Source organism: Ruegeria sp. AD11(2025) (assembly GCF_056542405.1).
In genome coordinates, this window is sequence record NZ_JBQFZU010000017.1 from 34,692 (window position 1) to 55,347 (window position 20,656).

At 55.3% G+C, this 20,656-nt stretch carries 21 protein-coding genes and 4 pseudogenes; 17 read left to right on the forward strand and 8 right to left on the reverse strand.

What is annotated here, in order from left to right; all coding sequences use genetic code 11:
* The first annotated feature begins 101 nt into the window (after positions 1-101).
* From ACR1XY_RS16075 to ACR1XY_RS16090, 4 genes are all read left to right on the forward strand, one after another.
* Positions 102-458 carry a hypothetical protein gene (locus ACR1XY_RS16075; RefSeq protein WP_480594630.1) on the forward strand — a complete coding sequence of 119 codons (357 nt, stop codon included), beginning with the start codon at positions 102-104 and terminating at the stop codon, positions 456-458.
* An 84-nt stretch (positions 459-542) separates the two neighbouring features.
* Positions 543-758 (forward strand): hypothetical protein, encoded by a 216-nt coding sequence (locus ACR1XY_RS16080; protein WP_480594631.1) that lies wholly within the window; start codon positions 543-545, stop codon positions 756-758.
* Positions 759-792: 34 nt separating this feature from the next.
* Positions 793-927, forward strand: a complete 135-nt coding sequence (locus ACR1XY_RS16085; RefSeq protein ID WP_480594632.1) for a hypothetical protein — start codon at positions 793-795, stop codon at positions 925-927.
* 90 nt (positions 928-1,017) lie between these two features.
* Complete coding sequence (locus ACR1XY_RS16090; RefSeq protein WP_480594633.1) at positions 1,018-2,124, forward strand: asparaginase; 1,107 nt, start codon at positions 1,018-1,020, stop codon at positions 2,122-2,124.
* A gap of 409 nt (positions 2,125-2,533) precedes the next feature.
* Here the strand turns inward: ACR1XY_RS16090 and ACR1XY_RS16095 are convergent, their stop codons facing one another.
* Genes ACR1XY_RS16095 through ACR1XY_RS16110 form a run of 4 tightly spaced genes read right to left on the reverse strand, consistent with a single transcriptional unit; the run spans position 2,534 to position 6,758 of the window.
* Positions 2,534-3,316: a dimethylarginine dimethylaminohydrolase family protein gene (locus ACR1XY_RS16095; protein ID WP_480594634.1), complete on the reverse strand. Its 783-nt coding sequence runs from the start codon at positions 3,314-3,316 to the stop codon at positions 2,534-2,536.
* Between the two features lie 3 nt (positions 3,317-3,319).
* The gene (locus tag ACR1XY_RS16100; protein WP_480594635.1) at positions 3,320-4,924 is read right to left on the reverse strand and encodes a 5-guanidino-2-oxopentanoate decarboxylase; all 1,605 of its coding nucleotides are present in this window, start codon (positions 4,922-4,924) and stop codon (positions 3,320-3,322) included.
* Complete coding sequence (locus ACR1XY_RS16105; protein WP_480594636.1) at positions 4,921-6,105, reverse strand: pyridoxal phosphate-dependent aminotransferase; 1,185 nt, start codon at positions 6,103-6,105, stop codon at positions 4,921-4,923. The genes ACR1XY_RS16100 and ACR1XY_RS16105 overlap by 4 nt, the downstream gene beginning before the upstream one ends.
* Positions 6,102-6,758, reverse strand: coding sequence for a TetR/AcrR family transcriptional regulator (locus ACR1XY_RS16110; protein ID WP_480594637.1), 657 nt, complete (start codon positions 6,756-6,758; stop codon positions 6,102-6,104). Before ACR1XY_RS16110 ends, ACR1XY_RS16105 begins: the two co-directional genes overlap by 4 nt.
* Before the next feature lie 77 nt (positions 6,759-6,835).
* Here ACR1XY_RS16110 and ACR1XY_RS16115 point away from each other — a divergent pair, with 77 nt between their 5' ends.
* From ACR1XY_RS16115 to ACR1XY_RS16130, 4 genes are read left to right on the forward strand one after another with little or no spacing between them, the layout of a single operon-like run.
* Positions 6,836-7,633, forward strand: coding sequence for an ABC transporter ATP-binding protein (locus ACR1XY_RS16115; RefSeq protein WP_480594638.1), 798 nt, complete (start codon positions 6,836-6,838; stop codon positions 7,631-7,633).
* A 41-nt stretch (positions 7,634-7,674) separates the two neighbouring features.
* On the forward strand, positions 7,675-8,439 hold the full coding sequence (locus tag ACR1XY_RS16120; RefSeq protein ID WP_480594639.1) for a transporter substrate-binding domain-containing protein: 765 nt from the start codon (positions 7,675-7,677) through the stop codon (positions 8,437-8,439).
* Between the two features lie 9 nt (positions 8,440-8,448).
* Positions 8,449-9,201, forward strand: coding sequence for an ABC transporter permease (locus ACR1XY_RS16125; RefSeq protein WP_480594640.1), 753 nt, complete (start codon positions 8,449-8,451; stop codon positions 9,199-9,201).
* The gene (locus tag ACR1XY_RS16130) at positions 9,198-9,995 is read left to right on the forward strand and encodes an ABC transporter permease (RefSeq protein ID WP_480594641.1); all 798 of its coding nucleotides are present in this window, start codon (positions 9,198-9,200) and stop codon (positions 9,993-9,995) included. Before ACR1XY_RS16125 ends, ACR1XY_RS16130 begins: the two co-directional genes overlap by 4 nt.
* 410 nt (positions 9,996-10,405) lie before the next feature.
* Here ACR1XY_RS16130 and ACR1XY_RS16135 read toward each other — a convergent pair.
* Together ACR1XY_RS16135 and ACR1XY_RS16140 are read right to left on the reverse strand one after the other, a co-directional pair.
* Positions 10,406-11,101 (reverse strand): annotated as a pseudogene (locus ACR1XY_RS16135) (IS6 family transposase).
* An 86-nt stretch (positions 11,102-11,187) separates the two neighbouring features.
* On the reverse strand, positions 11,188-12,102 hold the full coding sequence (locus tag ACR1XY_RS16140; protein WP_480594642.1) for a LysR family transcriptional regulator: 915 nt from the start codon (positions 12,100-12,102) through the stop codon (positions 11,188-11,190).
* Between the two features lie 144 nt (positions 12,103-12,246).
* Here ACR1XY_RS16140 and ACR1XY_RS16145 point away from each other — a divergent pair, with 144 nt between their 5' ends.
* The 7 genes from ACR1XY_RS16145 (at position 12,247) to ACR1XY_RS16175 (ending at position 18,306) form a co-directional block, all read left to right on the forward strand.
* Positions 12,247-12,741, forward strand: coding sequence for a TRAP transporter small permease (locus ACR1XY_RS16145; protein ID WP_480594643.1), 495 nt, complete (start codon positions 12,247-12,249; stop codon positions 12,739-12,741).
* Positions 12,738-14,036 (forward strand): TRAP transporter large permease, encoded by a 1,299-nt coding sequence (locus tag ACR1XY_RS16150; RefSeq protein ID WP_480594644.1) that lies wholly within the window; start codon positions 12,738-12,740, stop codon positions 14,034-14,036. Before ACR1XY_RS16145 ends, ACR1XY_RS16150 begins: the two co-directional genes overlap by 4 nt.
* 36 nt (positions 14,037-14,072) lie before the next feature.
* A complete protein-coding gene (dctP, locus tag ACR1XY_RS16155) occupies positions 14,073-15,065 on the forward strand; it encodes a TRAP transporter substrate-binding protein DctP (protein ID WP_480594645.1) in 993 nt (330 codons plus the stop codon).
* Positions 15,066-15,139: 74 nt separating this feature from the next.
* The gene (locus ACR1XY_RS16160) at positions 15,140-15,451 is read left to right on the forward strand and encodes a (2Fe-2S)-binding protein (RefSeq protein WP_480594646.1); all 312 of its coding nucleotides are present in this window, start codon (positions 15,140-15,142) and stop codon (positions 15,449-15,451) included.
* Entirely contained in the window at positions 15,438-16,835 is a 1,398-nt protein-coding gene (locus ACR1XY_RS16165) for an FAD-dependent oxidoreductase (protein ID WP_480594647.1), read from the forward strand. The genes ACR1XY_RS16160 and ACR1XY_RS16165 overlap by 14 nt, the downstream gene beginning before the upstream one ends.
* Positions 16,832-17,947: an NAD(P)/FAD-dependent oxidoreductase gene (locus ACR1XY_RS16170; protein WP_480594648.1), complete on the forward strand. Its 1,116-nt coding sequence runs from the start codon at positions 16,832-16,834 to the stop codon at positions 17,945-17,947. Before ACR1XY_RS16165 ends, ACR1XY_RS16170 begins: the two co-directional genes overlap by 4 nt.
* Positions 17,948-17,961: 14 nt before the next feature.
* The gene (locus ACR1XY_RS16175; RefSeq protein WP_480594649.1) at positions 17,962-18,306 is read left to right on the forward strand and encodes a RidA family protein; all 345 of its coding nucleotides are present in this window, start codon (positions 17,962-17,964) and stop codon (positions 18,304-18,306) included.
* A gap of 258 nt (positions 18,307-18,564) precedes the next feature.
* Here the strand turns inward: ACR1XY_RS16175 and ACR1XY_RS16180 are convergent.
* Positions 18,565-18,903: pseudogene (locus tag ACR1XY_RS16180) on the reverse strand (transposase family protein); the annotation flags it as partial.
* Positions 18,904-18,993: 90 nt separating this feature from the next.
* On the opposite strand from ACR1XY_RS16180, the pseudogene ACR1XY_RS16185 reads away from it, so the two are divergent.
* Positions 18,994-19,224: pseudogene (locus ACR1XY_RS16185) on the forward strand (IS6 family transposase); the annotation flags it as partial.
* A gap of 81 nt (positions 19,225-19,305) precedes the next feature.
* On the opposite strand, the pseudogene ACR1XY_RS16190 reads toward ACR1XY_RS16185, so the two are convergent.
* Positions 19,306-19,497, reverse strand: a pseudogene (locus ACR1XY_RS16190) (IS6 family transposase); the annotation flags it as partial.
* A 194-nt stretch (positions 19,498-19,691) separates the two neighbouring features.
* Here ACR1XY_RS16190 and ACR1XY_RS16195 point away from each other — a divergent pair.
* A complete protein-coding gene (locus ACR1XY_RS16195) occupies positions 19,692-20,618 on the forward strand; it encodes a hypothetical protein (protein ID WP_480594650.1) in 927 nt (308 codons plus the stop codon).
* Positions 20,619-20,656: the final 38 nt, after the last annotated feature.

Below are 20,656 nucleotides of genomic sequence, written 5' to 3' on the forward strand. Positions count from 1 at the left end.
TCTTTTTGCGAATGGAGTCCTCGCATTGCCTGTCAAAGATGCAAGTCCAGAGCTTGCGCCACAAATAATGCCAGGGGTGATCAATTCTCAGGGTCTATAACATGTCACCTTTTGCAATCATGTTTTCAATCGGGTTGGTTTCAATCGCAGGAGTTGCGTCGGGTCAAAGTAGCGACGCGGCTGCAGAAATCGCCAAGGACCTCGCCAATCCATTCGCGGATCTGATTGTGTTGCCTTTAATCCCGGAATACACGCCCAATATCGGATCTGAGGATGGCTACAGAACCTCTCTCAGTTTTCAGCCGATTTACCCTTTGCACTTGAGCTCAAATCTCAATCTGACGATCCGGACAACCATACCGCTGGTCCAGCAGAACGACATCATCGGATCGTCCGGCAGTCAGTTTGGCTTCGGCGATTTTGAGCAGGGGTTCTTTTTCGCATCCAAAGCCAAGTAAACGAAACTTGGCGATCTCTCTTTGGGAGCTGGGGTACAGGTGACGTGGCCGCCCAGTACAGATTCATTGCTTGGGGAAGGCACTATGGCGCTTGATCCTACAGCCGCCGCTTTGGTGCAAAAGAACGGCTGGACCTATGGCGGGTTGGTCACCTGTCAATGGGGCGTTTGTGAGACGCGGAATAACGTCCCAAATGTGAACACAACTTTCCTTGAGCCGTTTGTGGCTTACACCAACGCGTCGCAATGGACCTTCCAGAGCTTCACCGAGAGCGAATACGATCGGACCGCAGATGAATGATGGGTTCCGGTAGACCGCAGAAGTTGGATAACTGGTGCAGTTCCCCGAGGTTCCGGTTCAGATAATGGGCTGCGTGACCTATTGGGCCGATAGCCCGCAGGGTGGGCCGGATGGCTTTGCATTCCGGATGGATGTGTCGGTCGTGTTTCCAAAAGGTTTGAACAAGTAGCTTGCCAGCCTCGACAACGTGCAGCATGTTTCGCGAAACGAATACCGGCGCATTTCGTACGGTTTTTTTGTAGGATTTGGAAGGTCAGCCATGAGTTGTATTCGAAATTCGATGTCAGCGTTGGCCTGCCTGGCGTTATTTTTCTTCGGAGCGGCAGAAGCTGATCAACAGAATTCGGAATTGGAATTTGCATCCCGTAACGACAATCTACCATCAGTAGCGATCATCGCCACCGGAGGGACAATCGCAGAGAAGACGGATCCTACGACCGGTGGTGCTGTTCCCGCTGTTTCGGCCAGAGACCTTGTGGCGGCTGTGCCCGGATTGTCAGGCATTGCGAACATTGGTGTCCTGCAATTTAGCAATATTGACTCATCTCAGATGACGCCCAAGGATTGGGCGCAGCTCAGCGCCAAGCTGGACGAGGTTCTTTCTCGGGAAGATATCAGCGGAGCCGTTGTTACTCATGGAACGGACACAATGGCAGATGGGGCGTTCTTTGCGGATGTTACGCTGAAAAGCGACAAGCCGGTCGTCTTCACCGGTGCCATGAACGATGCCTCGACCCCAAATCCAGATGGTCCGGGGAACATATACAATGCTGTGGTTCAAGTGCTGTCACCCCAAGCCCGGAACTGGGGTGTTACGGTAACTCTCAATCGATACGTCAACTCAGCGCGTCACGTGCGCAAGACGCAAACCACGAATATTCAGACCTTCAACTCGGGTGAAAAGGGTTATCTTGGTTACGTGTTCGGCAAACAGGTGCAGCGTTTCAATGATCGGCTGCATCGGGTGCGGGTTCCGTTGCCAAAACCTCTTCCGGACACTTTGCCAGATGTGCCTTTGATCATGGCCTATGCCGGGTCTGATGGCAGATTGTTACGCCACGCGGTCGATACCGGTGCCAAGGGTATTGTTGTCAACGGAGTAGGGGCGGGCAATGTCAATTCAGACGTATTTGAGGCGATCAAATACGCCTTGGCAAAAGACATCGCAGTCGTGGTCGCGACCCGGGTTTATCATGGTAGCGTTGAACCGATTTATGGAGATCCAGGTGGCGGTGAAACGCTACAGAAGGCCGGTTGCATCTTGGCCGGAGATCTTCCTGCTGCCAAAGCTCGCCTACTTCTCATGATTGGATTGCTGCATAACGACGCTGACCAAGACGCTCTTGCAAAGCTTTTTGAAAGCTAGCTTTCGCAATGGTTTCTGCATGGCGTGTGGGAGCCTCTGGGTTGGGCTTTATCGTTCAATCACCCATCAGGAAAATCTCTGCCGGCCATTCAGGTAATAGTTCGTGTTTCTCGTTATAGAGGCTCAGCAAGATGCCTGCGTTCAATCATAAGACGATCGCAGCGAGTGTCTCCTGTAACAGGCGGCATCGTAGCAACGGTGCCAGTGGACCAACGTCAGCTCTGGGCTGCTTCCCAGGAGCAAAATGCGTTTCCTGTGCAGATGTTGCGTTTGCTCCGGTGGCGGCAGTGAGCCCAATATGTCGATTGCCGCATGATCTACAAATGTCTGGTCAGTGGAGTCCATGACGACGGTTCCACGCTTGTTTAGCTTCAAGAACGCCAATGACGAAAAGTTAGTGACAAACCCCTCAAAACCTTAGCGAAAGACATGACATGCCACCATCCAGCTTTGCACAATCGGTGTTGTCTACCTCAACGATCTCATACCCTTCACGATCCAGCATTTCTGCGGTGCGTGGGAAGCCCGCGGCCATCAACACCAGATTGTTGAAGCGGATCGCATTGGCGGCAGCTTCTTCCCCATCGGCGACGTGCAGCACGCGGTAGCCCTCAAAGCAGCCCGATGCATCCAACCGTCGGGTCGACAGGATTGTCTCGGCATCCATCAGTGAACAATCTGTTTTGAAGTGTAAAACGCCAACCGGCGTAAACACCTCGCGCAGTTTATACCCCCACTCAGTGGTGATTTTCGCCAGCTCGGCGACACCTTCAGCATCCGTGCGGTCTGACCGGCCCACCAGAATTTCGCGGCCGGTTACAAGGATATCTCCACCCTCGACATGGCCGGGGCCCTTGATTTCAAGGACCGTTTCGTAGCAGGCGCGAAGTGTCGGAGCCATTTCGGCCACTTCACCCATTCGCGATGGTGCGCCGGGCCGCATCAGCACAGCGCCTTGCGGCAGGCAAAGGGCCGTATCCTCGACAAACTGCGCATCAGGGAACGCGTCGAGGGGATCAAGTTCGATCACCTCAACCCCGGTGCTTCTCAGCGCAGCCACGTAATCTTTATGCGCCGCCATCATCCCGTCGAAATCCGGGTTTCCGATATCTTCTGCACGCAATCCGCCAGCAATGGTTGGGGCCGGACGACGGGTGATGGCGCGGGAAAACTCAAAGGTCGGGTCTGACATGTTTCAATCTTTCTGAGGCTCGTATTTCGGAGCGGTGACTTCGATCATTGTCGGCCCATTCAGTGCGGTGGTTTCGCGCAACGCCTGCGCCACAGCCTGTGGTTCCGCGGGAACCGTGGTGAATGAGATGCCAAATGACTTGGCCGTTGCTGCAAAATCGGGGGGTGAGGGATCGCATCCTATGACTGTCACGCCCACATCCTGCATTGACGTGGCGATTTCCCGATATCCATGATTGTTCCAGATTAGGAAGGTGACTGGCAGATTTTCGTCTACTGCAGCCATGATTTCCGGCAATGAAAACTGCGCGCCGCCGTCGCCGGTAATGCAGACCACCCGTGCCGTCGGATCGGCGATCGATGCGCCGATGGCTGCAGGTATGCCATAGCCGAGCGCGCCATAGCCCGTTGCTGCGTTGAACCAACCTCCGGCCCGGTCGTGGTCGTAGAAAAGATTGCCGGCGTAAATTGGTTGGGTGGAGTCTCCGACCATCAGCGCATTCGGAGCCCCAGAGCGTATTGCATTCAGGATTTCTACCTGATGGCGATAGTCCGGACTAAGCTCCTCCCACGCTGCGTCGCGTGCTTTGCTGGCACGTTCCGCACCATCTCTTTGCTTTGTCTTTTGCGGCAATGCCTCAAACAGCGCCGGCACAACCACGTTAACGTCACCTTGAATGGCGAGCGTTGCCTCGTGTCGGGTCAGTTGATCACTGCACCGATCAACTCGGATCAGGCCGGACATTTCCGCAAATTGACCGGTGGCATACATATCATAGTCGGTCGGCCCCAGCTCGGTTCCCAAGGCCAGTACGCAATCGGCACTTTCGATCAGTGCGCGTACGGCGTTCAGGCTGGGGCTGGCGGGAACGGTCAGTGGATGCCCGTGCAGCAGGCCGCGCGCGTTGACGGTTTGCACCACGGGGGCATCCAGAGCTTCGGCCAGTGCCTGTAGTCCAGTTTCAACACGTTTTGCGCCGCCACCCGCCAGAATGACAACTTTCTTCGCTTCAGCCAGTTGCTTTGCGGCTTGTGTAATCAATATCGGGTCAACCGGTGGCTCTGAACCGAGCGTCTCAATTGGTGTTCCCTGGTTTTCAATCGCTGCAATATTCAACGGAACCTCGATATGCGCCGGCCCGGGGCGACCGTTGGTGAGGCTGTGAAAAACGCGGTCCAAGACCGGGTCCAGTGCGTTGGCATAGGAGACTTGTTCAGACACCAACGCAACTGTTTTGGCCAGCCCCTGTTGGTCTGGCAATTCATGCAGATGTCCCAAGCCCTTGCCGAGCGACGCGGTTTTGTTGACACCGGACACTACCAGCATTGGCACTGAATCTGCGCGCGCCTGGGCCATCGGGGTCAGCGTATTGGTCAATCCGGGGCCGGTGATCACAAAGGCCACACCCGGTTTGCCCGACACGCGCGCATAGCCATCGGCCATAAAGCCCGCACCCTGTTCGTGCCTGGGTGTAATATGACGAATACCCGAGGCCGCAAGCCCGCGGTACAACTCAATCGTGTGAACGCCCGGAATTCCGAAGACGCAGGTCACATCCCTTTGGCGAAGCTGGGAAACCAGAGCTTCACCGATTGTCATTCCGCTCATGCAACCTCACGTGATTTGCGGTTGGCGTGATCGATGATGCGAGAGACCGCAGTGGCAAAATCGGTTTCGCTAATCGTCAGTGCTACCCGAACCCAATCTTTCAGGCTGTCCCCAAAGGCGGATCCCGGCATAACAGCTACCCCGGCCTGCAGCAGGTCCCAGGCATAAGCTTCGCCATCAATCCCGGTGGCAGAGACATTGATGAGGGCGAACATTCCTGCCTCGGGCCGGTGAACGGTCAGATCCGTTTCCGCTTCTAGTCGATCGGCCAGTAACGTGGCGCGTCCAGAGAATCGGGCAGCCATGCCGGGGGCAACCTCGGACCCGTCTCGGATCGCCTTTTCCGTCATGTCCGCGATGAAAGGCTGATTGCCAAAGAGCATGGTCTCAGAGTAAGGCAGCAGCGCTTCGCAAAACGCAGCGGGTCCAACACACCAGCCACTGCGGAACCCCGGGGCGGCATGTGATTTTGAGATGGATGATACACCGATGACACGATCCGCCAGTCCCGGGTCTGCCAATGGTGAAACAAATCCGGCCCCGTCAAAGATCAGTTCTTCATAGACCTCGTCCGAGATGATCCACAAATCATGCGCCATCGCGAGCTGGCCAATTTCGGCAATTTCCGTGGCGGTTAGGATCGCACCCGTCGGGTTGTGCGGCGTTGTCAGAAGAATGGCGCGGCTACGCGGAGTGATGCATGCAGCGATATCCTCGGCCTGCATGCGAAACCCGTGTTCAGGCCGCAGTGGTACGGGCACCATTTCCGCCCCGGATGCACGCACGACCCCTTCATAGGTTGCGTACATCGGATCACCGACCAGAACTTCGTCACCAGCCTCTACAACCCCAGCCATGGCCGCGAACAGGGCCGTTTGAGTTCCGGGAAAGCACAGAAAGTTCTCAGGCACAAAAGCCCGCCCGCGAGAGGCTGAATAGCGTGCAGCAAGTGCGTCAAGCAGCCCGGCTTCACCGCGCCCATTGGAATACGCTGTCCGCTGAGCCCGCAACGAGTTTACGGTGGCTTCAATCAACGCGTCCGGAACGGGCACGTCCGGCTCTCCAATCGTCATTTCGACGATATCCGCTCCAGTTTTGATAAGGTCGCGCGCTTTCAGGTGTACGCCCCATTTGGCGCCACCCAAGCCTGCCAACCGTTCAGTCACAGATGTGGTCTTCATGGCTGCTCCAGCTTTTTGGTTAATCGAATCCCGACGATGGCGCTGACAGAATCCAACCCGATCTGCGCCAGTTGGCCATCGGAAAAAGCATCCGGAAGCGCACCGCCTTCCAACCAAAGGCCGTCGATCACCGCATTGCTGGCAATGGCCAGTTGCGTTGCTTCCGTCGGTACGACTGAGCGCCCGGATTCTTGCAATGCGGCGACGATCAACTTCTCAAGGTGATCCCGGAAATAATTATAGGTTTGCTGGTGAATGCGTTGCATTTTCGGATCATGCTGCACTTTGTTAAGGAAGCCAGCCCATAAGGCCACAGCGCTTGGATCAACGATTGGTGGTCGCAGCGACGCGTCAACAAAGTTGGTCAGCTGAGATACCGCGCTGCCTTTCCCTGATGAGGCGGCTGTCTGATCGGTCAGCGTATTCATGTGATGCTCATACGCTGCCTGCACAAGCTCTTCCTTGGATGAGAAGTAGTGCCGGATCAACCCTTGGGTCACGTTTGCACGGGCTGCAATCTCACGCACCGTGGCACCGCGAACGCCCATCTCAGCGATAAGGTCCAAAGTTGCCAGTATCAGCGCTTCGCGGCGAAACTCAGCAGACTCACGTGTAAATTTGCGGCTGTCGTCCTGCACGTCCGGGTCATCCATGGCATGGAGTTATTATACACTTGCATAATTGCGAGATTCGGGGCTTACTGCAAGCTGAAATCAGAAGATTGTTGGATATGGACACAGCCAAAGCAGCATCACCCACATTCGATGAAACCACGTCCGATGAGGCGATAAAGGTTGAGGACCTGCACAAATCCTTTGGTACGCTGGAGGTTTTGAAGGGTGTGTCCCTGACAGCTAACAAGGGGGATGTTGTTGCCATCATCGGGGGATCAGGCTCTGGTAAATCCACCATGCTGCGCTGCATCAACTTCTTGGAAACCCCGAGTTCGGGAAAGATCACCATCGGCGGCGAACTGGTTGAGATGCACGACGATGGCAGCCCCTCCAACCGCCGCCAGATCGAGCGTATCCGTACGCGGCTGGCCATGGTTTTCCAGCAGTTCAATCTGTGGACACACCGCACGCTTCTGGAGAACGTGATCGAGGTGCCGGTGCATGTTCTCAAGGTACCAAAAGCAGAGGCCATCGCACGGGCGCATGAATTGCTAGAAAGGGTAGGTCTTGGCGACAAGGCTGACACCTATCCGGCCTATCTTTCGGGTGGTCAGCAACAGCGCGCCGCCATCGCCCGGGCGCTTGCTGTTGATCCTTCGGTGATGCTTTTTGATGAACCGACGTCGGCGCTTGATCCCGAGCTGGTAGGCGAAGTTCTGACCGTGATCCGTGATCTTGCCGCGGAAGGGCGCACCATGCTGCTTGTCACCCATGAAATGAAATTTGCGCGCGAAGTCGCTAATCACGTTGTCTATCTCTTCGAAGGCCGTATTGAAGAGCAGGGGCCACCTGCCGAGGTCTTCGGTAATCCAAAATCAGAGCGGTTGAAGCAGTTTCTCAGCTCGGTCGCCTGATCCAGTAAAAACAATATAATGAACCTAAAGGGAGTAACAAAATGAACGTCAAGAAATTGCTCGCGTCCGGGCTTACCGCCGCTATCCTCTCGGCTGGTGTTGCCAGTGCTGAAGAGGTCAAGATTGGCATCGCGGCCGAGCCATATCCGCCATTCGCTTCGCTGGACAGCTCAGGCAACTGGGTTGGTTGGGAGATCGATGTCATCAATGCTGTTTGCGCCGCTGCGGAGCTTGACTGTGTCATCACACCGGTGGCTTGGGACGGTATCATCCCGTCGCTGACCGGGCAGCAAATCGACGCCATCATGGCTTCCATGTCGATCACCGAAGAGCGGTTGAAAACCATTGATTTCAGCGATCCTTACTACAACACACCTGCCGTCATCGTCGCGGATAAATCGATGGATATCGAAGCGACCCCAGAGTCGCTTGCAGGTAAAGTTGTTGGCATTCAAGCTTCGACCATCCATCAGGCCTATGCACAGGAATACTTCAAAGATTCCGAACTGCGCGTCTACCAGACTCAGGATGAGGCCAACCAGGACCTGTTCGCAGGCCGCATTGATGCCACACAGGCGGACAGCATCGCCATGGCTGACTTTGTGAATTCTGATGCTGGGGCCTGCTGCGAAATCAAAGGTGCCGTTGCAGATGACCCCGCTATTCTGGGACGCGGTGTAGGTGCTGGCGTCCGCAAAGGGCAGGATGATTTGCGCGAGGCGCTGAACAAGGGCATCGCTGCTATTCTCGCCGATGGTACGCACGAGGAAATCACTTCGAACTATTTCTCGGCCAGCATCTACTAAGCTGCTGCCGTGACCGGACTGTTGGATTCACTTGGATTGGCGCAGAGCGCAGAGTTGCTGTCGCTCTCGCCACCGGGGTGGGGGGGCAATCTGCTGCGCGGATTGTCCCACTCATTGCAGATCGCTTTTGGCGCATATGCGCTCGGCCTCGTGATCGGATTGTTCGGAGCTTACGGCAAACTATACGGCGGGAAGGTTACGCGCGATCTCCTCGCCATTTACACGACTGTCATCCGGGCCGTACCGGAACTGGTGCTGATTCTGATCCTGTATTATGTGGGATCTGACATCATCAACAAAATCTCTGCCGCCATGGGGGGTGGCCGGGTCGAGGTAAGCGGCGTTGGCGCAGGCATATGGGTGCTGGGCGTCGTTCAGGGCGCATACGCGACCGAGATTCTGCGCGGTGCCATTCAGGCAGTTCCACCCGGTCAGATCGAAGCTGCCAAATCCTACGGTATGCCTGCCTTCATGACCATGCGGCGTGTCACAATCCCCGCCATGATGAGCTTTGCGGTGCCTGGTTTGGCGAACCTATGGCTGATTGCGACCAAAGATACGGCACTGCTTGCGGTCGTGGGCTTCAACGAGTTGACGCTGGAAACGCGACAGGCCGCCAGCAGTACGCGCGCCTATTTCACCTTCTTTCTAGCAGCGGGTTTTCTCTATCTCATGGTCACGTTGTTTTCTGGCGGTATCTTCGCCCGGATTGAGAAATGGGCCCGTCGCGGCCAACCCTCTCTAAAGGGAGGGAGCAGATGATCGATTCCAGATCGTTGATGCAGCCACATCGCATCGTGATGATGCTGATATTTGCCGGGATCGTCGTCTGGTGCACCGTCTCGCTTCAGTGGGAATGGATACCGAAATACGCACCGCTCGCCGTTCAGGGCATCTGGACAACTATCTGGTTGTTGGTTGTCACCGTTGTTCTTGGTTTCCTTCTCGCAGTTCCGCTTGGACTGGCGCAGGCGGTCGGGCCCTGGTATCTTGCCGCCCCTGCAAAGGCATTTTGTACCATCATCCGCGGCACACCGCTGCTGCTGCAGCTTTGGTTATTGTATTATGGGCTTGGGTCTCTGTTTCCGCAGTTCCCATGGATACGCTCTTCAGAGCTGTGGCCCTATTTGCGACAGGCTTGGCCTTATGCAGTGCTGGCGCTGACGTTGTCTTATGCCGGCTACGAAGGCGAGGTCATGCGTGGTGCCTTCAAGGGGGTCGCTAAGGGGCAGCTTGAAGCAGCGAAATCATTTGGCATGCCAAGGCTGACCATGTTTCGTCGTATCTGGTTACCTCAGGCGATCCGCAACGTTCTGCCTACACTGGGAGGTGAAACCATCCTGCAATTGAAGGCAACCCCATTGGTTGCGACCATCACTGTTGTCGACATCTACGCTGTGTCTTCGCGGGTACGTTCGGACACGTTCATTATTTACGAGCCGCTGATCCTGTTAGCCGTGTTTTATATTATCGTAGCGGGTGTGATCGCTTTGGGGTTCCACTGGTTAGAAGTAAAAGTACTTGGGACTGGAAGTCGAAATGGGACGGTCGGATAGTATCTCCAGAAGCGGAGAAGGAGCCGACACCCACAGCCTGCAAGGCAATGTTTCTCGATAGTTGCCCTGACCTTTTGGAATTACGAGCATACAAGCAAGGTGATCAATTGAAGCGGCAAAGGGAACGTCAGTATTGCCCGCGAACCGCTAGCTCAACGAGTCGTTTTTTTTTACGCTCCTAGTGAATGGCAGGTTTGGCGGGCCGTAACGCAGCATAATGAAACTCGGTCAAATTTTCGCAATGGACCGCCCATGAAAAGCGGCCCGGAAGCGTTAAATTTCAATAGCTTCAGTTATTGCCAATGCGTCCTCAAGCTCAAAACCGAGATACCGAACTGTGCTGTCCTTCTTTGTATGGCCGAGCAAGAGTTGCTCCGCCCGCAGTTTGCCGGTCTTGTTGTAGATCTGTGTCACTTTTGTCCGTGTATTGAAGGTGTGTCGTAAGTGCTCGCCCCCAACTCAATTGACATCACCCTATCACGTACGATCCGCGCATATTGGCGGGTGAAAATCGCAATCACGCATGAAACCGCCCATACCACAGGTATTCTGAGCCGATCATGAGTTCGTCTTTTGACGAAATGATGGTACTGTTCCACGATGTTGTTCAGATATTTCCGCCTGACCATCTTCACCGGGATCGGGCAACCAAAGCCCGCAAGCATCTTGTTAATTGCCTTGACGCCCCCGGTGTTAACGCCGCTTTTGCCGATAACGAATTTTAGTGGAAGACCGTTGACGTCAAGCATCCGGGCGAAGAACCTTTTGGCAGCCGGCAAATTAAGCCGCTCTGAAAGCATGAAACCCAGGGTATTGCCGTGTCTATCTACAGCGCGATAGAGATAGACCCACTTGCCATTCACTTTGATATACGTTTCATCCATTCTCCAGGAGCGGTCGCACAGTCCCTTACGATGACGCGCTGCTTCAGCGATTGCGCGTGCGTAACGTGGCACTCAGCGTTGCCGCGTAGTTTGATCCACCGCAACGCCTCACCCATGCATGATCTCTTCCAGATCACGATACGACACGCCAAACCGAACAAAAAAGAAGACCGCGAACATGATCACGTCATTTGGATACTGTGCGCCTTTGAAAGAGATCATGAATCGTCTTTCGAAGAAAAATACTGACAGCCATTCACTGGCTACCTTGGTGAGCCACAACGGTCAAAACTTTGCAACAGATCCTCTCAAAACTGATTGTTAACGCGTTCCAGAGCCGCCTCCAAATGCAGAACAAATTCACTGGCCAATGCAGATGGAGGACGATGCGCCGGTTGCATAATTGAGACGTTCAAAACTACATGGGGGTGAAACGCCCGAAAGACGATGGGTCTCGGCTCGGGTCGCATGTTGGCGTACCCAGCTGCGGTAATGGGATCGCAGACACAGTAGCAGAGCCCTTTTTCAACCAGAGTTAACGCCGGGTGAAAGGTCCTGAGTTCGAACCGTTGTTCGAAATTGGCTTTTTGGTTGGTGAATGCTCTCTGGGTTGCAATCAGGTTCGGGTGCCCTTCCTGCAACCCGGCCATCGGACGACCCGACAGGTGGTGAGCCTGGACTGTTTCAAGTTCAGCCAGTGGATCACCCGCAGGGATCGCACATACGCATTTCATGTCAAAATCGACCGTATCAATTGCAGCAGTGGGTCTCGGGGTTTCCCCCAATCCAATATCGTATTGCTGAGATGCAACCCACTCCTCGATCACCGGGGACGCACGCATCATCAACGAAGCCTTTACGTCTGGTTTGTCTAACAAGAACTCACCCAGAAGCTGCGGCATTAAAAGGCCGGAGGCGGCTGGCATACAGGCAATGTTCAGGCGCCCCTTCGTCAGCGCCCCAATTTCGCGCATCGTTCGGGTTGAAAGCGACAGGCGATCCAGAATCGCCTCGGCCTCGGTGAGGAAGTATTGCGCCTCGGGGGTGGGGGCCATTTTCCCGCGCTGTCGGCGGAACAGAGCGATATCCAATTCGGCCTCGAGATTTGCGATCAGCGCGCTCACAGCAGGCTGAGTTCGGCCAAGGATTCGGGCGGCGTCAGATACAGATCCTGTCCGCATAACCTCTCGAAAGGCCTGCAATTGGCGAAAGCTGAGGTTCATGCGTCTTTGTTAATCCTTAACTTTTCGTCACCTCATAAACTAACTTTATTCAGCAATCAATTTAATCGTTTTGACTTGATATGCTCAACTCGTGATTTTCCCGCCACGAATGCGCCGCATGCATTCGCAATGACGGAGGGGGAAATGACACGCTTTGCTAGCGTCTTGCTGACAGTCCTGATTTGCCTGGTTGCTCTTGGGCAATTTGTGCAGGTGATCACACGCTATGTGCTGGAAATCCCGGTTATGGGGCTGGAAGAAAGCCTGCTTTACCCCACTCTGTGGCTGTACATGCTGGGGGCGGTCAATGCCTCGCGCGAGAACACGCATATTCGGGCCAATGTGCTCGAGATTTTTCTCTCTACCGAACGCCAGCATCAGGTACTTGCGGTCATAGGTGAGGTCATCAGCCTGATTGTTGGTATCTGGCTGACCATCTGGGCTTGGGACTTCACCAAATATTCGATGCGTGTTTGGCGCGAAAGCCCGACGCTGTACCTGCCGACCTTCTATGTTGATGCCGCTTTGTTTGTCGGGTTGGTCCTGATGATGATCTTTACAGCCTGGCACCTGCTGGTGCATCTGCGCGCGCTGTTTTCCCCCCTTGCCGAACCCGCCGTCGAAGGAGGTCTAAAATGATTGAGATCGCACTTTTCGCGGTACTGGTTCTGGTCATTCTGCTGACTTTGGGTGTTCCGCTACCTTATTGCTTCGGTGCCGGTCTGATGGTGATGTATTTCGCCGGTGACGTGGTCATGAAGGGCAATATGCTGTGGGGGTTCCAGCAGTTGGGTAACCCGGTGCTGCTGGCCATTCCGCTGTTTGTTCTGGCCGGGACGATCATGTCTGTCTCCGGCATTGCGGCAAGTCTTCTCAATTTCGTCAACATCTTTATCGGTCACTTGCGCGGTGGGCTTGGTGTTGTGGCCACGGTGTCCTGCGCGCTGATCGGTGCGATCTCGGGCTCGGGTCTGACCGGTGTTGCTGCGATCGGTCCGCTGCTGATTCCGGAAATGGAGAAGCAGGGCTACCCACGTGAATATGCAACGGCATTGATCGCGAATGCATCACTTCTTGGCCTGTTGATCCCACCCTCCGTGACGATGATCGTTTATGGTTGGGTGACTGATACATCGATCCTGGCCTGTTTCCTGGCGACGCTCGGACCCGGCCTGCTGATCATGGCGAGCTTTTCGGCGGTGAATATCCGGATGGCGCGCAAGTTTCCACTGCAACTAAATGAGCCCCTCAAAGGCACGGCCTTCATGTCCGAAGCAACCCAACGCGGGTTCAAGGCCACGCCCGCCCTGTTGATGCCGGTGATCATTCTGGGTGGTATCTATGGCGGCATCATGACCCCGACCGAGGCCGCCGCAGTGGCCGTGATCTATGCGATCCCGGTAGGTTTTCTGATCTACAAGGGACTGGATGTATGCACGTTCTTCGGCGCGGGCAAAGAGGCCGCAACGTCGGTCGGGGCGATCATGCTGATGATCCTGTTCTCGATGATCCTTAGCCAGATGTTTGTGCTGGAAAGCGTGCCGCAGGCCATCGTGCAGGCAATTTTCTCGGTGACCGAGAACAAAGCGCTGCTGCTGGTCCTCATCAATGTCCTGTTGTTCCTGGTCGGCATGGTGGTCAATGACGTAACCGCTATCATTCTGATCGCACCGCTACTGCTGCCATTGATGCAGGCAATCGGTGTCAGCCCTATCCAGTTTGCTGCGATTATGGGCGTCAACACCGCGATGGGAGGTGTAACACCGCCTTACGCCTCGATCCTGTACCTCGGTGCGCGTATCGGCCAGGTGCCTGTCACCAAGGTGATCCGACCCGCCATGACCCTGATCCTGCTGGGTTATTTACCCGTCGTGTTTTTGACCAGCTTCTGGCCAGACCTGTCGATGTGGCTGCCTCGCTTCTTTGGCTACTAAGCCGCCCACTTCATCATCCACGGAGGAGACTTTTCCATGATGAACTTTCTGAAATCCACCTGTCTGGCTGCGACCGTTGTGGCAATCGCGGGCATCGCCGCCGCCGACACGCTGAAGATCAGCCATATCCGCCCCCAGGGTGCCACCATCGACAATGAGCTGCGCGTCTTTGCAGACGATCTGAAGACCGCCACTGACGGTTCTCTTGAACTGAACCTGTTCCCGGCCTCTGCTCTGGGCGACTACACCTCGGTTCAGGAACGCATCTCGGTTGGCGCCATTGACATGGCCGTTCAACCCGCTGCCACGGCTGTTGATCGCCGCATGCAGATCTCGGCATTCCCCTATGTGGCCGCAAACTGGGAAGAGGCAAAAAAGATCTACGGCCCCGGCGGAGCGATTCACGCTGCGATGAAAGATCTCTATGCCAAACAGGACATCACCATGCTGGCCGCCTATCCGGTGTATTTCGGTGGCGTTGCTCTGAACACTGACGCCGTGAGCGCGGGCGACCCGACCGCCGCGAAAGGTATCAAAGTACGCGTTCCGGGGATCAAGAGCTTTCAGCTGACTGCCGATGCTCTGGGATACATCTCGTCGCCAATACCATTCTCGGAGGCGTTCACTGCGGTTCAGACTGGCGTTGTTGACGGTGTCGTTGGATCGGGGGCCGAGGGCTATTATGCCTCATTCCGCGATGTGACCACCGCTTATGTGCCCGTCAACACGCATTTCGAGGTTTGGTACATGATCATCAACTCAGGCACGATGGCCGACATGAGCGACGAAGATCGTGCGGCGTTGGAAAAGGCCGCGCTGGAGTTCGAAGCCAAGCGCTGGGACACTGCAGAGGCCGATCAAGGCGCGTTCGAGCAGAAGCTGGCTGACAATGGCGCAACTATCGTCTCGTTGACGGACGAAGAGCTTGCTGCCACTGCCGCCCATGTGCGCGCGCAAGTCTGGCCTCAGGTCCTGGAGGATGTTGGTCAGGACTGGGGTCAGTCCATCCTTGACAAGATCGGCGAGTAACCGGTCAGGCCCCACGATTGGGCAAGGCGTGCCTCTCCCCGCGCCTTGCCCTGCCAGCCTATGGAGATCAGCCTATGTTCAGATCCTTGCAAGACGATGACCACGATTTGGTGACTTTGAGCGTCAATGGTCAACCGGTTAATGCGCGCAGTGGCCAGTCGGTCTGGTCCGTGATGGCTGTGACCGGTCAGGTCGTGACCCGCAAGGCGGCCCTATCGGGAGAAGCACGCAGCGCATACTGCGCCATGGGCGTCTGTTTCGAATGCATGGTCGAAATCGATGGCCTTCCCAATCAACAAGCCTGCCTGCGTCGCGTGGCTGATGGAATGCAAGTCATCACACAAGACATTACCGAAGACACAGAGGCGCCCGATGAAGGCCTTTGACTGCACGATCATCGGGGCTGGCCCAGCTGGAATGTCTGCCGCCATTGAATTGGCGCGGGCCGGAGTTGATGTGGCTGTGCTGGACCGCGCGGAACGGGCAGGGGGGCAGATTTATCGCTCCGCAGCAGATAGCCCATTGCCGGACGCTGCCAGTCTTGGGCCGGACTACGCGGCCGGAGCCGATCTGATCACCCAGTTTGAACAATCGGGGGCAATACATCTTGCTGGTGCAGACGTTTGGCATCTTGGGGATGATGGTCGAATTCTCTTTTCCCATAAGGGCAACACCCGCGAATTGCATAGCCGAGAAATGCTGTTGTGCCCCGGGGCGATGGAACGACCCATGCCGATCCCCGGCTGGACCTTGCCCGGCGTCATGACGGCCGGTGGCGCACAAGTGATGCTGAAATCGGATGCAGTTGTTGCGGATGGAGCCGTCTTTGCAGGATCGGGCCCTCTGTTGTACCTGATTGTGGTGCAGTATCTGCGCCTTGGCGTGCCTGTGGCCGCTCTCGTCGACACCACGCCGCGACAGCATTATTTGGATGCCGCCCCATTGATTCCGCGTGCTTTGCGGCAGGTTGGGGACCTTCGCAAGGGTTTGTCTTTATTGCGGGAAATTCGCGCTTCGGGTGTTACCCCTTACCGATACGCCGAAAATCTGGAGGTGATCGGCGATGATAGGGCCAAAGGGCTGCGTTTTGTGTCATCGGGTCGGCAACTCGAGGTCTTGGCCGATACCGTGTTTCTGCATCATGGCGTCCAGCCCAATCTGAACATGACCCGGGCGTTAGGGCTTGCGCATCATTGGAACAACATACAAACGTGTTGGCAGGCCACGGTTGACGCATTTGGCCAAAGCTCGGTCGCGCATATTTCGGTCGCTGGCGATGGAGCCGGAATTGTGGGTGCCAACGGTGCGCGTGCCGCCGGGCGCGTGGCAGCGCAGAATATCCTGCATCGCCTTGGTCGGATTGCCCAAGCCGACAGGGATCAAAAGACACGCGCTGATCTGAACTATTTGTCCGCCTTGATACCTTTTCGCCAGTTCATCGATTGTCTCTACCGCCCGACCGAGGCGCTGAGATTGCCGAGACACGCAGAGACTTTGGTATGTCGCTGCGAAGAACAGTCCTTGGGCGAATTGCGCAAGGGGTTTGAACAAGGCGCGCGCGACCCCAATGCACTGAAATCTTTGACCCGATGCGGAATGGGGCCATGCCAGGGTAGGCAATGCGGCCATATGGTGACAGGCCTATTGGCGCAGTGGCGTGAAGAAAGTCCCGAAACCGTTGGGTATTACCGCCTGCGCAGCCCTCAGCGCCTACTGTCTGTGGATGAGCTTGGCCGGTACGGCATGGTGTCGGCGGAGTCTGCCGAATGAAGTCGGACGTATTGATTATTGGCGGCGGTATCCAAGGTTGCGCAACCGCATACCATCTGGCCCGCAAGGATGCCTCGGTGATCGTAATTGAAAAGGACTACTCCGGACGACATGCCTCGGGCGTCAACGCTGGTGGGGTGCGGCTGCTGGGCCGAGATATGGTCGAAGTCCCATTGTCGAAAGCATCCATGGAGATGTGGCAGACACTGGATGAGGATCTGGGTCATGACACCGGATTTCGCCGCCAGACACTGGTCAACATTGCGGTGGATGAGGCGGATCTGGCCAGCATGCAGGCCCGCGAGGCCAAGATGCAAAGCGCCGGATACACACATGAACGGATTATCGATCAGGCTGAACTCAGGGAACGCTTACCTTATGTGAATCCCGACTGCGTTGGTGGTGTGATCTCGGAACTGGATGGATACGCCATCCCCTACAAGGCGACGTCGGCATTTCGTCTGGCAGCGGAAAAACTGGGCGCACAGATTGTCGAAGGCGAAGAGGTACTTGGCCTTCGGCGCGTTGGAGAAACGTGGTTGGCGCAGGGTGTACGGCACACATATGAGGCCGAAACTGTCGTCAATTGTGCCGGTGCCTGGGCGGATAGAATTGCGCTGATGATCGGCGACAACGTCCCCCTCAGCCACTCTGCACCGATGCTGATGATCACTGCCCGGATGCCGCGTTTTGCCAAGCCGGTCGTTGGTGCGATCAGCCGCCAGCTCAGCTTCAAGCAGTTCGAAAACGGCACGGTATTGATCGGCGGTGGTGCCAAGGGTTTTGCGGACCGCGCCAACAACCGCACACGGCTGGACTACGCTAAACTCGCTGCTGCGTGCCGCACTACAGCAGAGTTTTTTCCGATCATGCGCAAGGCCAGCATCAACCGGATGTGGGCCGGGTTAGAAGCCTATATGCCGGACAATCTTCCTGTTATAGGCCCTGCAGTAAACGCTCCGCGTGCCTTCCACGCGTTCGGGTTTTCTGCGCATGGATTTCAAATGGGACCTGTCGTGGGGCAGGTTCTGGCGGATTTGGTGACTGGCGGTCAAGGTCGTTTCAATCTGTCATCTTTCCGTATCGACCGATTTGACCGCAAGGTCCTGTAAAGGAGATGTCAAACATGGCAATCACACGTATTGAAACCGTTACTCGCATGAGCAAGATCGTCAAGCACAATGGCGTTGCGTATCTGTGCGGCCAGACCTCGGATGCCGCTACAGTTGCGGATCAGACCCGCGACATCCTGTCTAAGGTCGAGGATCTGTTGGATAAGGCGGACAGCGACAAGACCCGCATATTGCAATGTGTGATCTGGTTGGCCGACATGGCGGATTTCTCAGAGATGAACGCCGTCTGGGATGCTTGGGTACCGGAAGGCCACGCGCCGGCCCGCGCTTGTGGCGAAGCTAAGCTGGCGCGCGACATACTAAAGGTCGAGATGATTGTCACTGCGGCATACGACTAGGTTAAGTCCGTTGGGTTTCAAAAGGTTAGGTAAAGCGGTCCCTCAAACTCAGGTTATTATCTGCAGTAAGTTCGTTCAGATGCCAATTTGAGTTCCCTCATCGACTCTTAATAATTCAAGGCTCGAAACAACCGGGATTCCGTAACAATGCTGTAACCCTTCTGAGCGGGTGTTTCGAAAGGGTTACAACAAATACCTAGGTCATGTTGACAAATGGCGGATCCAGAGACGGATTGAAGTGATATCTACGAAGCCGAGTTAGCTTTCGACTGTCTTGTCACATCGGGTTGCCGCACGCCGAGCACTCTTCAGTTTGTTGAAGCATCTCCGGATCAGGTTTCACAGCCGGTAGAGAGGACAATCCACTCCAATGCACCTCTTTCGAGACTTTCGCATTGGGATCACCGGTCAAATCCTGCGACTGGGCAGTTCGGTGCAAATGCGGACGGTATCTTCGCTTTTTTCGGCCAGCAGCACGAATGGCTCCGGCAGGTTGTCATCCATGGCAATATAAAGGCCGAAAAAGTCCGATGTCTGGCCGGGTGTGATGTCAGTTCTCCTCGGCAACCCAGCGGCATTCACCAGGAGGTGGATCCTGGGGACGTGCCGCCTACTTGTGGGTTTTTCTGTTTGAACCGAAACGTTTGTGATATCGGCGGACCGAAATTCGGTAGAGACGTGCGGACGATGACGATTTCATTCAAAGGTGCGCAGTTTCCAAAGGATGTAATCTTACACGCGGTCTTCTTCTACCTGCATTACGGTGTCTCGTACCGGGATTTGGTAGAAATCATGGCCGAAAGCGGTGTTGACTTGGATCGTTCGACGCTGAACCGATTGATAGGAAAACATACCGGGCTCGTGGCTTAAGCCACGAGTTTTCGACGGCATGCTGCGGATCGAACTTGGCGCATGGAATAGACTTAAATGAAAGTGAAGGGTGAATGGGTTTATCTCGATCATGCGAGCGAAGACTTTCGTGGCTGCTGACTTCTTTCAGCGCCGCGCAGTTTCTGCAATGGCGCGAGAGTATCGCGTGACCCAACGGTTCCGCGTGGTGTGATTTACCGTTACGCCTCGTTCACCCATGATCTCTTCCAGGTCCTAGTATGACACGCCGTACCGGACACAGAAAAACATGTCGAACAGGTTAACGTCCTTCGGATATTGAGCACCCTTGAAAGAGATCATGTATAGACTTTCGACTAATTGCTTTTTGCAGCCAATCAGTCGACAGCAGAGTCAGCGTCAATCGCAAAAAGCTTGCAACAGATCCCTCAGACCGCGCGACCGCAAATGGCCAAAACTCAGCAACAGATTCCGACACAACCCTTGGATGGTGTATGGGCTTTAGATATGATGCACTTCACATCACGAGGGATTGCATGCGTTATCTTCTGATGCAAATCACCATGTTTGTTTTCTTGGCAAGCGCGCTCCATGCGGAAAAACGCGACTATATCGAGCTAGCGCAGCAAGGATGGGGTTATGAGTTGCGCTCAACCATGTTGGGGCGCGATATGGCGATCCCCGTTCACATAAACGGGCGTGATCTGGTGGGTGCAGCCCTATGCCTTGTAGGCGAAAGGCCGCATCCCGAAACTTTGGAAGTTTTAAATACCTTTCGAGAATTGCTGAAACACAGTTTTGGGCACCCGACTCCGATGCGGTACGCCGGCCCTTCGGCGCGGGACTGCGGAACCGGCCGAACCGTGATTTTGCGGTTATACTCCGGACACCCTCCCAACCGCGATCTGTCAGCGGATATCGACTGGCTCAGCGACGTGCATCAGCTTGGATTACCTGAGGGTCGCGCCTACGTGGTGACGTCTCCGGCGATGGCGCAGACTTTCTTTGGTCGTCGGGGGCAGGGGACCCATATCGTGGTCAAGCAACCGGTTCATGATCGCGTTGGCAAGCTTGAGAAAGACTTTCACAAATCGATTTTATTGGAAGAGCTGTATCAGTCCTTCACATTTGGCATGGACATCCTGCTATATGATAAGTCAACGGGGTTCTTATCCAAGCTGCAGGAAACGCCGGTGAACCTGCAGCGCCTGCCATGGAGCTCGCATGATTTTATGCGCGCACTCTTGAATTCGAACCCCAGCGGTCTGTGTGCGTTTGACATCTTCATGATGCATGCCGTTGCGCAATCTCCAGCGGATCAAACCATTGACTCAGGCTTTATCGACTACATTGATAAGCAATATGATCGCCTTTGGGCTCAGGCGGATGAAACTCTGGCTGATCCACAGTTTGCGGCCTTGTTTGACGAAGGCTGCTCCACATCCGTTCGTGTGCCCAGGTAATACCATCTGCTGTGTTTTGCTGAACCGGTGACTCCGGG